The organism is Metabacillus fastidiosus NBRC 101226, from assembly GCF_001591625.1.
GTDB lineage: Bacteria > Bacillota > Bacilli > Bacillales > Bacillaceae > Metabacillus > Metabacillus fastidiosus.
The window spans coordinates 1-14,546 of the sequence record NZ_BCVG01000093.1 but is presented as its reverse complement, the minus strand read 5'-3'; the positions used below and the strand labels follow the sequence as shown (position 1 = coordinate 14,546).

The following is a 14,546-nucleotide window of genomic DNA, read 5'->3' as shown; positions in this document are numbered from 1 at the left end:
GCACCTTTACGGGCAGTTGATCTCCCTCTTAACTTCCTTGATTGAGTCCTCTCAAATTTTGAAGTGGGAGTCTTACTGCCCGTTAAGTATGGGATAAATCAATATAATCTCCTGGATGTAGAACACGGCCTACTCCTTCAGGGAGCATTTTCACAAATTCATCCGGATTCTGTTTAATAATCGGAAAGGTATTGTAATGAATTGGAACAACTGTTTTCGCTCGAACCCATTTTGCAGCATCCGCAGCATCTTCCGGTCCCATCGTAAAATTATCACCAATAGGAAGGAATGCTAAGTCAATATTATTACGTTCCCCAATTAATTTTAAATCAGAGAAAAGAGCAGTATCTCCTGCGTGATAAACTGTCTTTCCTTCTGCTGTAAAAAGAATTCCACCAGGCATTCCGGTATAAACAATCGTTTTATTTTCTGTTTCTTCATAGCCTGAACCATGAAAAGCTTGTGTGAATTTCACTTTTCCAAAATCAAACTCAAATGCACCGCCAATATGCATCGGATGCACATTTAAGCCTTGCCAGCTTAAATAATTAGCAAGTTCATGTGGAGCAACGACGAGGGCATTATTTCTTTTTGCCAACTGGACAGTATCCCCTACGTGATCATTGTGGCCATGCGTTAATAAAATAATATCAATTTCCAATGTAGACGCTTCCAAATCAGTGACTGGATTTCCGGTTATAAATGGATCAATTACGATTGCTTTTCCTTTTGTTTCGATTTTCACAACTGAATGTCCATGATAGGATACTCGCATCTTCATCACCTCATTATTAATCGTACTACATTCTGGAACATTTGTTAATTAACTGCATCATATAAAAATAATAAAAGCGGCCTCTTATCGGCCGCTTGCTTTTCTTTATCGTAATAGTAATTGTTTTGCATTAAAATATGATAGATCATGAGCCTGTGCCACTGCCTCATACGTAGCAAATCCTTCTAACGTATTAATTCCTTTCAACAGGGCCTCATTTTCTAGACAAGCTCGTTTATATCCCTTATTGGCAATCTCAATAGCATATGGGATAGTTGCATTTACAAGTGCTAAAGTAGACGTTCTAGGAACAGCTCCTGGAATGTTTGCCACTGCATAATGCAGTACTCCAAACTTTTCGTATGTCGGATTATCATGTGTTGTTACCTTGTCGACTGTTGCAAAGATTCCACCTTGATCAATAGCAATATCAACGATAACAGAGCCTGGCTGCATTGATTTCACAGCTTCCTCCGAAACAAGTTTCGGTGCTTTTGCTCCAGGTATTAACACTGCTCCAATTACAAGATCTGATTGCATAACAGCTTCAGTGATATTAAGCGGATTAGACATTAGTGTCGTTATACTGGAACCGAAAATATCATCCAGCTGCCGCAATCTTTCAGGACTTACATCTAAAATCGTCACTTCTGCTCCTAATCCAATTGCAATTTTAGCAGCATTTTTTCCAGCTACCCCGCCGCCAATAATCGTGACTTTTCCTCGTCTTACACCTGGTACACCTGATAGTAAAATCCCTTTGCCACCTTCAGGCTTTTCTAAAAACTGTGCACCTAACTGTGACGCCATTCTTCCAGCAACTTCACTCATTGGTGTTAGTAATGGTAATGATCCGTCAGATAATTGAACTGTTTCATAGGCAATGCCGATTACTTTTTTCTCAAGTAAGGCAGCCGTTAACTCTGGCTCTGGTGCCAAGTGAAGATAAGTGAATAAAATTAATCCTTCCCTAAAAAAGTGATATTCCTCTTGAAGGGGCTCTTTCACTTTCATCACCATGTCCATCGACCATGCTTCTTCAGCTGTCTGAACTATAGTTGCTCCGGCTGCTATATATTGTTCATCTGTAAATCCAGAACCTTCCCCTGCTTTTGTTTCGATATGAACACTATGCCCAGAGTGAGTAAGACTTGCCACACCTGCTGGGGTCATTGCAACACGATTCTCATTATTCTTTATCTCTTTAGGTACACCAATTTTCACATAAAGACCTCCAAACTTATGTTAACAATGTTAATTTATTATGTACAAAATATACGGTATGCTTATGAATTAAAACGGTGAATAACATTCGCTCCACCTGTTACTTCAATAATTGCACCAGTAATCATATCTGAATTCTCTTCACAGAGAAAAGAAATTAGACGAGCTATATCTTCCCCAGTTCCAGACCTTCCTATCGGTGTACTGGCGTCTTTTATTTTCCTGGAACTTTCAATTGTCGCTTCCTTCATTTCCCCAATAATATTGCCTGGACAGATCATGTTTGCCGTTATTCCATACTCTGCCTCTTCAATTGCAATTGATTTCGTTAAAGAAACAAGCCCTACTTTAGCTGCACTGAATGCGGACCTATGTAACCAGCCTGGAGCTGATTCTGCCCCTTGAAATCCATATGTAATAATTTTACCGAATCTTTGCTCCCGCATAATTGGAACGACCTTTTTAAATAAATGAAACACAGCAGACAGATTACCTTCGATCATGTCATACCATTCTTCATCGCTATATTCCGCCAACTTTTTCCTTCTAAATACATATGGTCCAGCATTATTTATTAAAAAATCAATTCTTCCGAACTTTTGGAGCGACAAATCAATCATACGCAGTAAATCTTCTTTTCTCGTTACATCACCTTGAACGAAAAGAAGCTGCTCTTCATAATGTGAAAATAACGCTCTCATCTCTTCTACTGCTTCTAAATCAGAACGATAGTTCACTGTGACAAAATTACCCTTTTTTAAAAATTCCTCTGCCACTTTTCTCCCTAACCCTTTTGATCCCGCCGTTATGAAGGCATGTCGCACTATTTATGCTCCTCCCCATGTTTAAGTTCTTCTCCTAGTTCCCATTCAATTGTACAACAAATTTTCATGGTTTTAAAAATAAAGATGCAGGGAGTTTGTAAAATAATTGAATATGAAGAAAAGCTACCTTATTAGGTAGCTTAAAAATCATGAGTCTCTTCTAAGACGAAGATGCTCTTGTAAGAAATTTTGTTCATATTGCTGTTCAACGACTCCGCTTGAAAAAGAATCCATTAATTGCTCCATTGTTTCTTTTTCACCGTCGTGATCATAATAATATGTCTGCCTTGTAATATGTTTTTCTTTCATTTCAATCGCCCCTAAACTCATTTCAACTTCACTTTCTTATTTTCATTGAAAAAGGAGCTCTTATACATTGAAAGTTTTAACTTAAGGCTTGTTTTGCTTTCTCTAGCGCAACTTTCACCATCTCAAATCCTGTTCCGCCCTGACTGTTTCTTTTTCTTACAGCCTCATAAGGATCAATAACGATGAATAGATCTTCTTCAAATAATTCAGAAGCTTCTTTATAGCTTTCAAGCGATAAATCTTTTAAATAAATTCCTTTTTGGATACATTGGTAAACAAGTGTTCCAACTACTTCATGTGCTTCTCTAAATGGCATACCTTTTTTAGAAAGGTAGTCAGCAAGCTCTGTGGCATTTGAGAAGTCCTCTTTCGTCGCTTGTTCCATCTTCTCTTCATTTACTTTTAATGTACTGATCATACCGACAAAGATTTGCAGACTGCCTTCCACTGTTTTCACAGTATCAAACATGCCTTCCTTGTCTTCTTGAAGATCTTTATTATAAGCAAGTGGAAGACCTTTTAAGATAGTGAGTAATGAAACAAGATTTCCGTACACTCTGCCTGTTTTACCGCGAATAAGTTCTGCCATATCGGGGTTCTTCTTCTGTGGCATAATACTGCTTCCCGTCGCATATGCATCATCAAGTTCAATGAACTGGAATTCCTGTGAACACCATAAAATGATTTCTTCACAGAATCGTGATAAATGCATCATCATTAAAGAGCTGTTGCTTAGAAATTCAATAATGAAGTCACGGTCACTAACACCGTCTAAGCTATTTTCATAAATGCCGTCGAACTCAAGCTCTTTTGCAGTAAATGAACGATCAATTGGAAAAGTAGTTCCTGCCAGAGCACCTGAACCTAATGGAGAAATATTAATTCGTTTCACCGATTCTAAAAAGCGCTGCTTGTCCCGTTCAAGCATCCAAAAGTATGCTAATAAATGATGTGCGAATGAAATAGGCTGTGCTCTTTGTAAATGTGTATAACCAGGTAAAATCGTTTCTACATGCTCTTCTGCTTTATCAACGATTGTTTTTTGCAATTCTTCAATATACTCAGTAATTGCTAACACATGGTTTCTTAAGTAAAGATGCATATCTGTCGCAACTTGGTCGTTTCTGCTTCTTCCCGTATGAAGCTTCCCGCCCACAGGACCGATTTCATCGATTAGTAATTTTTCAATGTTCAAATGAATATCTTCATAGCTGACTGAAAAAGTTAATTCATTATTTTTAGCACGAGTAAGCAAAGTATTTAATCCTGCAGTAATCTGTTCTGCTTCTTCTTTGCTAATAATGCCGCATTTTCCAAGCATTTTAACATGTGCTAAACTTCCTGTAATATCTTCTTCTACTAATTCTTTGTCAAAGTGGATCGACGCTCCAAACTCGTCGACCCACTGTTCAGGCGTCTTTTGGAAACGCCCTCCCCAAAGTTTTTTCATTGTTCCACCTTCTTGTTTTTCACCATGCTGTTTACTTTAGTTGGAAGACCCCATAATTTAATGAAACCAACTGCTGCATTGTGATCAAACTCATCATCTGTTGTATATGTTGCAAGTTTCTCATCATAAAGTGAGTACTCAGATTTTCTTCCTTCTACAATCGCATGACCTTTAAATAATTTCACACGTACTGTACCAGTTACATATTTTTGTGTCTCTTTTAAGAATGCTTCAAGGGCTGTTCTTAAAGGTGAGAACCATAAACCATTATAAATAAGTTCAGTGATTTTAGTCTCAATCATAGGTTTGAAATGGGCAACTTCTTTTACTAAAGTTAAATCTTCTAACTCTTTATGTGCTTTAATTAATGTCATTGCACCTGGGCATTCGTAAACTTCACGTGATTTAATCCCAACAAGACGGTTTTCAACATGGTCAACACGTCCTACACCATGTTTTCCAGCAATTTCATTTAATTTTAAAATTAACTCATCAAGTTTGTATTCTGTGTCATTAATTTTCACAGGGACACCTTGTTCGAATGAAATTTCAATAATTTCTGGTGTATCAGGTGTTTTTTCTAAAGGTGCTGTTAATTCATAAGCTCCTTCTGGTGGTGCTGCCCATGGGTCTTCAAGAATTCCACATTCATTGCTGCGTCCCCATAAGTTTTGGTCAATAGAATATGGGCTATCTAAATTAATCGGAATCGGAATACCATGTTTAGAAGCATATTCGATTTCTTCTTCACGTGACCAGCCCCATTCTCTTACAGGTGCTAATACTTCTAAATTTGGATTTAAAGCATTAATTGCTACTTCAAAACGCACTTGGTCATTTCCTTTTCCAGTACAACCGTGTGCAACTGCTACCGCACCTTCTTTTTCAGCAACCTCAACTAATTTCTTAGCAATTAACGGACGAGATAATGCTGAAATTAATGGATACTTCCCTTCATAAAGTGCGTGCGATTGTAAAGCGATTAAAGCATAATCATTTGCATATTCTTCTTTTACATCTAACATATATGATTCAACTGCGCCAACTTGAAGTGCTTTTTGTTGAACGAATGCAGTATCTTTTCCTTCACCAACATCTAAACAGCATGCTACAACGTCATATCCTTGATCCTGTAACCATTTAATTGCTACAGAAGTATCTAAACCACCTGAATAAGCTAAAACTACTTTTTTCATCTATATAGTCCTCCTCGGTTGTATAAAAATTAATTAAGGTTTATAAAAATACAATTAGTATGTAATACACTTTACCAACTGGTTCCATGTTTCGTCAATAGAAAAATGAAGATTTTATAAAACTTCTTTATGGATATTTCTAATCTTATATTTTGGAGGGAATAACAGAAGGAAGTTCTTATTATCATTTAGTTCGATTTAAAGCGGGTCTGACTCCTAGACTGCTTATTACTCAAGAGGTCAGACCAAGGGGGTACTATAATTAAAGATCCTTTTTTATCTCTCTCATAACATGCCCAAGTTCTGGAATGATAAGTTTTTCCATCGCAAGTTTAACAGCACCTGATGAGCCAGGGACAGAAAAAATCGCTTTATTATATGTATATGTAACTCCGGCAATTGCTCTGCTTAGTATTGCGGCTGATCCGATATCCTCTGTATAGCTCAGCATTCGAAATAATTCGCCAAAACCACTAATCTCTTTCTCAATAAAGTCTTTCACTACTTCAATCGTGACATCCCGTTTGGCAATTCCCGTTCCGCCATTTATTAATATAATATCTATATCATTTGAGCGTAATCCATCTAAAACAGCATCGTGAATGGCAGTTTTTTCATCTTTCACAATCCCATAATCCGCTGCAATATAGTTATAATCCTCAAGAAGATTTTTCATTAATTGACCGCTTTTATCTGTTACTGCTGTTCGTGTATCACTAACCGTAATGATTTTACATTTTATTATACTCGGTGCTTCCTTTTTATGTTGCAAATTACTCATTTCTTTCTCCCCTGCTATTCATCAACAGCCGGTAGCGATAGTAATTATGAGCAAATTCAGTTACCTTCTTCGTCATTTGATAATTATAGCCCGCTCCTATTGCAGCTCCTAAAACGGGAATACCTTTTGTCAACTTCCTTTTAAAAAACATAATGAATGAAAGCTTTATAATTTGTTTAACTAAAAACTCAATGACTGAGTTATCAGCCACGCTTTCCACGCCATCATAAAAATAAGGAGTATCGCCTTTATACATATTTAAATCATCTTTTAACAATAACCATTGTTCATATTTTAAATGATTCGGTAATAAAGAAGCATAATAAACTTTTAAAGAAGTCATCATCTCAAAAGGGTTATTCGTTTCAAAACCATAACACATTGCAATCATTTGAACAGCACGCAAGTTAATAACTACTTGTGAAGGTATATCTAAGCTTGCCAAAGACAATCCACCCAAGCTTGTTAAACCGCCTTGAAAAAAAGAATAGAGCCTATGCTTTGATGTTTGAATATCAGCAATATAATGTAATTGATCGATAGTTAAAGTTTGAAGATCGTGAATATGATTAATATTTGGGTTTAATGTTTTTGCATAAAGTAAAATCGGTCTCTTCGTATCTTGATGGGTTTGTGAGCTTTGAATGAAAGAGTGGAGATGGAGTAAATAACTATCGTACTTAGCAAAAAATCTTTCTCGCAAAGTTTCAGGCATTTCACTTATCATTAAGTCACTCCATTTATCAACTGTCCGGCTAAAATCCGAACGGTTATCCTCTGCTAAAATCTGCTCCCAATTTCTAATCTCTTCCAGAATATCATCTTCTCGTTTTTGCATTTTAACCCCCCTTTTCAAAATCTCATGCTTTTTTAAAATTATAACATACTAAAAAAGTGAAAAAGTCAGTCTCCCAAGCCTTATATAAAGACGGGAGACATGACCTTTCAATAAATATTATTTAACTAACCTCTGGATATCCCTTGCAATCATTACTTCCTCATTTGTTGGAATGACAAGCACTTTTACCGGAGAGTGCGGGTAATTGATAAATGCTTCTTGTGCCCGAATTTGATTAAGTGCGGGGTCCCAATAGACACCCATAAATTCTAACCCTTTTAATACACGTTCTCTGACATCAATGCTGTTTTCACCAATCCCTGCTGTAAAAATAATTGCATCAACACCTGACATCCTTGCTGCATATGTGCCTAAATATTTATGAATTCTATCTGCAAATAATTCTAAAGCTATTTTTGCCCGTTCATTTCCTTCTTTCGCTGCTTCCGTAATATCACGTAAATCACTTGAAAGACCTGAAATACCCAATAGCCCGCTTTGCTTATTAAGAACCTCTATTACTTCCTCAGCCGACTTCCCTGTTTTCTCCATGATATAAGGTAATAAGGCCGGATCTATGTCTCCTGAGCGCGTCCCCATCGCAAGTCCTGCAAGCGGGGTAAATCCCATAGAAGTATCAATCGATTTCCCGCCCTCAATTGCTGCAATACTTGCACCGTTCCCAAGATGACAAGAAATAAGTCGCAACTGCTCAAGCGGTCTTCCAAGCAGCACTGCAGCACGCTCTGAAACATATTTATGGGACGTTCCATGGAATCCATATTTACGAATCCCATACTTTTTATAATAATCATACGGTAAACTGTATAAAAAAGATTGCTCAGGCATCGTCTGATGGAAAGCAGTATCGAAAACAGCTACAGTCGGAACATTTGGCAGAACTTTTCTAAATGTTTTTATACCGACAATGTTTGCCGGATTATGGAGCGGAGCCAGTTCCGACAATTTTTCCAGCTGCTCCAGTACTTTATCGGTAATTAAAACCGAGTCATTAAATATTTCTCCCCCGTGAACAACCCGGTGACCGACACCATCTATCTCATCCAGACTATGAATAATGTTTAAATCAGTTAATTTTGATAAAAGTATAGTAACAGCTGCTGTATGATTAGGAATATGCATCATCTCTGTATGGTTCTTTCCATTTACTGAAATAGTGAATATTGAATGATCAAAACCAATACGTTCCACTATTCCCTTCGTTAAAACTTCTTCACTTGGCATATCAAATAATTGAAACTTTAAAGAAGAGCTGCCAGCATTGATCGCTATGTATTTTGCCATATCACATATCTCCCATTCGATACTTGACCTTTATTTTTAGCTATTTTTATTTAAACATTCCATTTTATACAATACAAGGGATATTTTATGACATTATTATTTATTCACTTTAAACCAGTCTTCCATTTGTTTCATAATTGACCGCATCGCATTTTTATCGGTCATTCTCGGTAATTTAATGAGCATCGTTTGTTTCGGCGGTACAATGTTTTCTCCCTGCTTTTGTAAAACTAAAATACTTTTCGCATGATGTTTATCTTTAAATAATACTGCCGGCAATTCGATAAAAGCCTGAATATAAGCTTCCTTAGAAATATATTCATTCAAATGGGGAGCTTCCTTTGAGCTGAAAATCGAATTAGGGACGATAAAAAATAAATATCCTCCCTCTTTTGTATAGTTTATACTCTGCTCAATAAACAAGTGATGTGCATAAGAATGACCTTCAGCTGCTTTTAAATAATATTTTTCAGCACCTTCATCATTTGGATAATAACCAACGGGTAGATCACATATCACTGCATCAACAGGACTAACGAGCAGAGGCTCTAAACTATCTTGATTAAAAAATTGAATCGGATGCTCCTGTAAATTGGAACTTATGTAAGCAAGCTTTACTAATAAATCATCAATATCAATACCAGCACTTTCAACCGTTTCATTCTGCAGGCTGTTTAACACCGTCGTAAGTAAATTCCCTGTACCAACCGCTGGGTCTAATATGGACAGTTCTTTCTGATCTCCAACAAACTTACTTACTAAATAAGCTAAAAATATTCCGATAGAATCTGGTGTCATCTGATGATTTGGTGATGCTCCTTCTTTCAACCCTTTGAGTATCGCTAATTGATAAGCTTTCCTCATTTCTTCTTTTGAAAAAGCAGTCAGATGAATACTCTCATACTTCTTCTGCAAGCCTTTCTCAGCAACTTCGCTCAAATCATCCTGTAAAATTGCATCATGGAAAATATTTTCTCCAGTTTCTGAGAGAGCTTCGATATATGTCATATTTAGTTCTTTTGCAATAATCTCGGCAGTATCATTTAAAACCGAGAATAATTTTTCAATATTGGTCATACTCTGCATCTTCTTCCCTTCCATTCATTTCGCTTTCCTCATTTTAATAATAGTTAAACATGAATTGCAAGCCGGACATAAAAGAAATCCATAGCAAAAAGGCTGACTTAAAGTGTCAGCCTTTTATCAAATAAAATAATCTATTTTATTATAGTACAGATTTAGCTGCTTCGATAGCTGCTTCATAATCAGGATGTTCTGTCATTTCAGGTACATACTGAACATAAACAACTTTGTCGTTTGCATCAATAACGAATACAGAACGAGCTAATAAACGAAGTTCTTTAACGTGAACGCCGTATGCTGTTGCGAAAGAAAGTTCACGGTGATCTGATAATGTTTGAACATTTTCGATACCGTTAGCTGCGCACCAGCGACCTTGTGCGAATGGTAAGTCAACGCTGATTGTAAGAACAACCGCATTACCTAATTTAGCTGCTTCTTCATTGAAACGACGTGTTTGAGCATCACAAGTTCCAGTATCAACAGAAGGAACAACAGAAATAATACGAACCTTTCCTTTTGAATCTGCTAAAGTAACAGCAGAAGTATCGTTAGCAAGTACTGTGAAATCTGGTGCTTGATCTCCAACTTTCACTTCGTTTCCTAATACTGTAACAGGATTTCCTTTAAAAGTAACATTTGGCATGTTTAACTTCCTCCCTTATAAATATGTACAGTGTAAATATAGCTTAGCTTTGTAGAATTATCAAATCTTTTGCATAATTTTTTCGAAATTTTTTTTAAAATAAAAGATGCAACTTCATAAAATGAGGAGGAAAAGCTCGCTTTTCCTCCTCATTTTATAAATTTAAGTACTTTTCAGTCTTAGCTGAAAAGCATTTGCAAGCTCTGCTTGCAAATGGATGAGCCAACAAAGTATTCATTTGTCATCCCCGACTTTTAGTAATAAACCATTTAAAAAGAAAAACTGCCAAATTGGCAGTTAAAAATCCAAATCTTGTTTTGGATGCTGCTGTGTTGAATTTTGCTGTTGTTGCGTATTATTATTCCCACTTTTATTCTTATCTTTTTTAAACATCCCTTGAATTTTTTCCACAGCTTGCGGAGCTGTATCTAAAATTTTCTCATAAAGATGTGTGCTTTCATCTAAATGAAGCATTTTCACTCCAGTTGAACTTACGATTAAAAAAGCAATCGGTGTAATGGATACTCCGCCACCGCTACCTCCTCCAAAAGGAAGATCTCCGCCGTTGTCCTTATTTTCTGCTGCTCCAAATTGACTTCCTCCTGCAGCAAAACCAAAGCCAACCTTTGAAACAGTTAAAATAACACTTCCATCAGGTGTTTCAACAGGATCACCGACAATTGTATTTACGTCGATCATCTGCTTTAAATTTTCCATCGCTGTCTTCATTAAACCTTGAATTGGATGATCACTCATTTAAAATGCCTCCCTAGAAAATAATGAAATAATTACATATGATCACTGTTCACAGAAGGTTCGTTGACCGTTGAACGAATCTTCGGTAAGCCAGCTTTCCAATATTTCAATAAACGTATTCCCGCAAACATAGCATTGCCGATTCTAAAATGAAAAATACATGTTAATTTTGTTTTTGAACAAACTATATTAAAAGCTGGTGTAATTGCTATTTCAGGTTTCGTTCGCAAATGCATATAATTCCCTATTAAGCCTACGACATTACCTTTTAATGCCCATGCTAAACCAACGATAAAAGCAGTATGAGCAGCATCTCCAATACCTATTTGTGAATGCCAGTTAAATGACTCAATTTTAACTTTCTTTAAAAATTTCCGAATAATTTTATGAAGACCAACAACATGTTCCACAATTTCTTTTATATTTTTCAAATTCGTTAATATATCATCGGGAGTTATTTTATTCACTTTCTTTTTTTCATCTTCTTTTGTTTCTTCTCCTGTTTCAGTTTCTTTTTTATAAACAATATTCGGACCATGCTCATCTACCTTTACGATCGGAATATTAATCGTATATCTGATAATACCGAAAAAAGTTCTCAGCTTTATTTTAAAATGATCATTGTCACCGATATGAAGCAGATCAACTGTAACGATTATTCTCATTATTAAAATGCATAACATAAGTACAATAAATAGACAGACAATCCAAAATATCCAAGACAAATTTTTTTCACTTCCTTTCAATTTTCCATTATCACCCCCTACAAAAAAAATAAACGTGCTGAAACTTATTCAGCACGTTTATTTTCACTATTTGTCATTGTATAAAGTTTTTCATGTATAACAGTTGTATCTGCAAAAATATCATGAAGCCCTTGTTTTTTTGGAGTAAATGCCGTGACGATATATAGGAATCCTCCAAATGTTTTGGAAATATATCGTCCGATAAACTCTCTAAAAATAACTGTTCCCCATGTCAGAGGCTCATCATCCAATGTCTTTACCTTTAATCCCAAAACCATCTTACCGAGTGTCTGCTGTAAATATTTCGTCATTAATACAAAATAAAGAAAAAAGGTAATCGATGACAGGATTGTCACCGGTGAAAACATAGACGGATTAGAAGTGTCTGCTCCGATCAATGTTAAAATCGGGTAAATAATGATTCTGTTAATACTTGTAATGACAATTAAATCAATCAAATACGCCCAAAAACGTATCCAGAAGCCGGCATAATGTACATCTATTTTTTCAATCGGAGCTGTTTGCTTTTCAAGAGACTGTTCAAAACTGCTATTACTGCTGTCAACTGTAGTATCCATTTTGAACCTCCTTACTCTGAATATAAGTACATAAGTCTAGGTGAATTAGGTGTTGATAGCAAACGGTAAAGACCAGCTAATTCAGAATCCTCTTTAAAAAGCATCTTTTTCGCACTCATTGACAAGAATGATCCAAATCCAGTTCCTGAACTATATGATACAACTTCTGCATCTTCTAATTTCAAATCTTTTTTCATCGCTGTTACTGTATCATCGAAATATCCAAGACCATCAATTAAATTGAGCTGTTTCGCCTGACGCCCATCATAAATTCGTCCATCTGCCACTTTACGCACTTCTGATTCGCTCATTTTCCTGCCGGCAGAAATAACATCTACGAAGCCTTTATATGAATTATTAACCATTGTTTGTAAAATTTTTCTTTCATCAGCAGTCATTTCTCTTGTTGGTGACATAATATCTTTATACTCACCACTTTTAATTGTTTCAAACTTTACACCGTACCGTTCCGCTAATTCTCCATAGTTAATACCTTGCATAATAACACCTAAAGATCCTGTTAATGTTTCAGGTGTTGCATAAATTTTATCTGCAGCTGTTGCAATATAATAACCGCCTGAAGCTGCGATACTTCCCATTGAAATATAAATAGGTTTTTTCGTTTCTTTCTTTAATTTCATTAATTCCTTATGTATTTCTGCACTTTCTACGACACCGCCGCCCGGAGAATTCACACGGACAATAACACCTTTTACATCCTCATCCTCGCCAGCCGCTTTAATCATTTTCAAAAAGTTTTGATGATTGTAGCCAACTGGAGCGAAAATCGAAGACACGTCCTCACCAGTATCCTGAATAACTCCATTTACATCAAGAACAACAATTTTATTGAAGAAATCCCCTTCTTCAATAATATCTTCTGCAAATTCATTTCCTGTTGAAGCAAAGATATCTGCAAGTGATTGCTGTTGATTAAAAAAGAACATCGTCACGCTGATGATAGATGAGAATACAAACAACACCCCTGCGATAATCAATGCTCCCCAGCGTTTACCATTCATAAAATAGCCTCCCTTTCCAAATTCATACATCTTTCATGATTTAGCTCACATTTTATTTCCTATCAATGATAAACTAAGTAACAATAGTATTGTATCACTTTTTATATAAATTGTAGGTGAATTCCATATAAACAGTGGTTAAATTATCCAAGACTTTAGGAGGAATATATATGTCTGACCGCCGCAATGTCTACCTATTCTATCATAAAGATGAAAAATTAGTAAAAAAGATACAACCACTAATAACTCTTATAGAAAAGGAAGGTTTTCGCCTTGTGGAAGATCCTGATCATGCCAATATTATTGTCAGCATTGGTGGTGATGGTGCATTTTTACAAGCAATTAGAAAAACAAATTTCCGTGATGACTGTCTTTATTCAGGAGTCTCTATAAAAAATACAATCAATCTATACTGTGATTTTCATATCGAGGAGCTCGATAAAATAGTAGAGGCAATGAGAGAAGAAAAAGTTGAAGTAAGACGCTATCCAGTTTTAGACGTAACGATTGATAAAAATATAAAATTCCAATGTTTAAATGAATGTTCTATCCGTTCCTCTATAATAAAAGCTTTCGTCATGGACGTGTATATTGATGACTTTCATTTTGAAACATTTCGGGGGGACGGAATGATTGTTGCCACACCAACCGGAAGTACTGCCTACAATAAATCGGTAAAGGGAGCTGTCGTAGATCCGCTTCTTCCTTGTTTCCAAGTAAGTGAAATCGCATCTCTTAATAATAATTTATATCGGACACTTGGCTCCTCTTTTATATTAAGTACTGGACGTAAGCTTACTTTAAAAATTGTTCAAGATGGAAATGACCATCCTCTTATCGGAATGGATAATGAAGCACTTAGCGTGAAACATATCGATGAAATAGAATTCTCTTTAAGCAAGAAAAGAATTAAAACAGTAAAATTGAAAGATAACTCATTTTGGGCAAAAGTGAAAAGAACATTTTTATAAAGTGAAACTTTCATCAGTGGGGGTTTTCTCGTCCCCTACTGATGG

16 protein-coding genes are annotated in these 14,546 nt (G+C 36.0%); 1 reads left to right on the top strand and 15 read right to left on the bottom strand.

Annotation, left to right across the window (positions count from 1 at the left end):
• Window positions 1–82: 82 nt before the first annotated feature.
• The 15 genes from BFA01S_RS17145 to sppA all read right to left on the bottom strand — a co-directional run bounded on the left by BFA01S_RS17145 (window position 83) and on the right by sppA (window position 13,530).
• Window positions 83–775: a metal-dependent hydrolase gene (locus tag BFA01S_RS17145; protein ID WP_066233470.1), complete on the bottom strand. Its 693-nt coding sequence runs from the start codon at window positions 773–775 to the stop codon at window positions 83–85.
• Between the two features lie 105 nt (window positions 776–880).
• Window positions 881–1,999 carry an alanine dehydrogenase gene (ald, locus tag BFA01S_RS17140; RefSeq protein ID WP_066233468.1) on the bottom strand — a complete coding sequence of 373 codons (1,119 nt, stop codon included), beginning with the start codon at window positions 1,997–1,999 and terminating at the stop codon, window positions 881–883.
• Window positions 2,000–2,061: 62 nt separating this feature from the next.
• On the bottom strand, window positions 2,062–2,823 hold the full coding sequence (locus tag BFA01S_RS17135; RefSeq protein WP_066233465.1) for an SDR family oxidoreductase: 762 nt from the start codon (window positions 2,821–2,823) through the stop codon (window positions 2,062–2,064).
• Between the two features lie 147 nt (window positions 2,824–2,970).
• On the bottom strand, window positions 2,971–3,132 hold the full coding sequence (locus BFA01S_RS22905; RefSeq protein ID WP_169800497.1) for a hypothetical protein: 162 nt from the start codon (window positions 3,130–3,132) through the stop codon (window positions 2,971–2,973).
• A gap of 76 nt (window positions 3,133–3,208) precedes the next feature.
• Complete coding sequence (gene argH, locus BFA01S_RS17125; RefSeq protein WP_066233459.1) at window positions 3,209–4,582, bottom strand: argininosuccinate lyase; 1,374 nt, start codon at window positions 4,580–4,582, stop codon at window positions 3,209–3,211.
• Window positions 4,579–5,778 carry an argininosuccinate synthase gene (locus tag BFA01S_RS17120; protein WP_066233457.1) on the bottom strand — a complete coding sequence of 400 codons (1,200 nt, stop codon included), beginning with the start codon at window positions 5,776–5,778 and terminating at the stop codon, window positions 4,579–4,581. The genes argH and BFA01S_RS17120 overlap by 4 nt, the downstream gene beginning before the upstream one ends.
• 262 nt (window positions 5,779–6,040) lie before the next feature.
• Complete coding sequence (locus BFA01S_RS17115; RefSeq protein ID WP_066233454.1) at window positions 6,041–6,559, bottom strand: MogA/MoaB family molybdenum cofactor biosynthesis protein; 519 nt, start codon at window positions 6,557–6,559, stop codon at window positions 6,041–6,043.
• Window positions 6,552–7,397 carry an EcsC family protein gene (locus tag BFA01S_RS17110; protein WP_066233452.1) on the bottom strand — a complete coding sequence of 282 codons (846 nt, stop codon included), beginning with the start codon at window positions 7,395–7,397 and terminating at the stop codon, window positions 6,552–6,554. The genes BFA01S_RS17115 and BFA01S_RS17110 overlap by 8 nt, the downstream gene beginning before the upstream one ends.
• A 117-nt stretch (window positions 7,398–7,514) precedes the next feature.
• Complete coding sequence (locus tag BFA01S_RS17105; RefSeq protein WP_066233447.1) at window positions 7,515–8,702, bottom strand: acetate kinase; 1,188 nt, start codon at window positions 8,700–8,702, stop codon at window positions 7,515–7,517.
• Between the two features lie 96 nt (window positions 8,703–8,798).
• Complete coding sequence (locus BFA01S_RS17100; protein WP_066233475.1) at window positions 8,799–9,779, bottom strand: class I SAM-dependent methyltransferase; 981 nt, start codon at window positions 9,777–9,779, stop codon at window positions 8,799–8,801.
• A 148-nt stretch (window positions 9,780–9,927) separates the two neighbouring features.
• Complete coding sequence (tpx, locus tag BFA01S_RS17095) at window positions 9,928–10,428, bottom strand: thiol peroxidase (RefSeq protein WP_066233444.1); 501 nt, start codon at window positions 10,426–10,428, stop codon at window positions 9,928–9,930.
• 297 nt (window positions 10,429–10,725) lie between these two features.
• Complete coding sequence (gene ytfJ / locus BFA01S_RS17090) at window positions 10,726–11,184, bottom strand: GerW family sporulation protein (protein WP_066233441.1); 459 nt, start codon at window positions 11,182–11,184, stop codon at window positions 10,726–10,728.
• A gap of 32 nt (window positions 11,185–11,216) precedes the next feature.
• Complete coding sequence (locus BFA01S_RS17085) at window positions 11,217–11,909, bottom strand: DUF2953 domain-containing protein (RefSeq protein ID WP_156483834.1); 693 nt, start codon at window positions 11,907–11,909, stop codon at window positions 11,217–11,219.
• Window positions 11,910–11,974: 65 nt separating this feature from the next.
• Window positions 11,975–12,508, bottom strand: coding sequence for an RDD family protein (locus tag BFA01S_RS17080; protein ID WP_082800052.1), 534 nt, complete (start codon window positions 12,506–12,508; stop codon window positions 11,975–11,977).
• Window positions 12,509–12,519: 11 nt separating this feature from the next.
• A complete protein-coding gene (sppA, locus tag BFA01S_RS17075; protein ID WP_066233433.1) occupies window positions 12,520–13,530 on the bottom strand; it encodes a signal peptide peptidase SppA in 1,011 nt (336 codons plus the stop codon).
• A 170-nt stretch (window positions 13,531–13,700) separates the two neighbouring features.
• Between sppA and BFA01S_RS17070 the strand changes: the two genes are divergently transcribed.
• A complete protein-coding gene (locus tag BFA01S_RS17070) occupies window positions 13,701–14,501 on the top strand; it encodes an NAD kinase (RefSeq protein WP_066233430.1) in 801 nt (266 codons plus the stop codon).
• Window positions 14,502–14,546 lie beyond the last annotated feature (45 nt).

Excerpts from the sequence above, each read along its gene's own strand:
- BFA01S_RS17145 (WP_066233470.1), bottom strand. The coding sequence starts at position 775 with ATGCGAGTATCCTATCATGGACATTCAGTTGTGAAAATCGAAACAAAA.
- BFA01S_RS22905 (WP_169800497.1), bottom strand. The coding sequence starts at position 3,132 with ATGAAAGAAAAACATATTACAAGGCAGACATATTATTATGATCACGAC.
- argH (WP_066233459.1), bottom strand. The coding sequence starts at position 4,582 with ATGAAAAAACTTTGGGGAGGGCGTTTCCAAAAGACGCCTGAACAGTGG.
- BFA01S_RS17120 (WP_066233457.1), bottom strand. The coding sequence starts at position 5,778 with ATGAAAAAAGTAGTTTTAGCTTATTCAGGTGGTTTAGATACTTCTGTA.
- BFA01S_RS17115 (WP_066233454.1), bottom strand. The coding sequence starts at position 6,559 with ATGAGTAATTTGCAACATAAAAAGGAAGCACCGAGTATAATAAAATGT.
- BFA01S_RS17110 (WP_066233452.1), bottom strand. The coding sequence starts at position 7,397 with ATGCAAAAACGAGAAGATGATATTCTGGAAGAGATTAGAAATTGGGAG.
- BFA01S_RS17105 (WP_066233447.1), bottom strand. The coding sequence starts at position 8,702 with ATGGCAAAATACATAGCGATCAATGCTGGCAGCTCTTCTTTAAAGTTT.
- BFA01S_RS17100 (WP_066233475.1), bottom strand. The coding sequence starts at position 9,779 with ATGACCAATATTGAAAAATTATTCTCGGTTTTAAATGATACTGCCGAG.
- tpx (WP_066233444.1), bottom strand. The coding sequence starts at position 10,428 with ATGCCAAATGTTACTTTTAAAGGAAATCCTGTTACAGTATTAGGAAAC.
- ytfJ (WP_066233441.1), bottom strand. The coding sequence starts at position 11,184 with ATGAGTGATCATCCAATTCAAGGTTTAATGAAGACAGCGATGGAAAAT.
- BFA01S_RS17080 (WP_082800052.1), bottom strand. The coding sequence starts at position 12,508 with ATGGATACTACAGTTGACAGCAGTAATAGCAGTTTTGAACAGTCTCTT.
- sppA (WP_066233433.1), bottom strand. The coding sequence starts at position 13,530 with ATGAATGGTAAACGCTGGGGAGCATTGATTATCGCAGGGGTGTTGTTT.
- BFA01S_RS17070 (WP_066233430.1), top strand. The coding sequence starts at position 13,701 with ATGTCTGACCGCCGCAATGTCTACCTATTCTATCATAAAGATGAAAAA.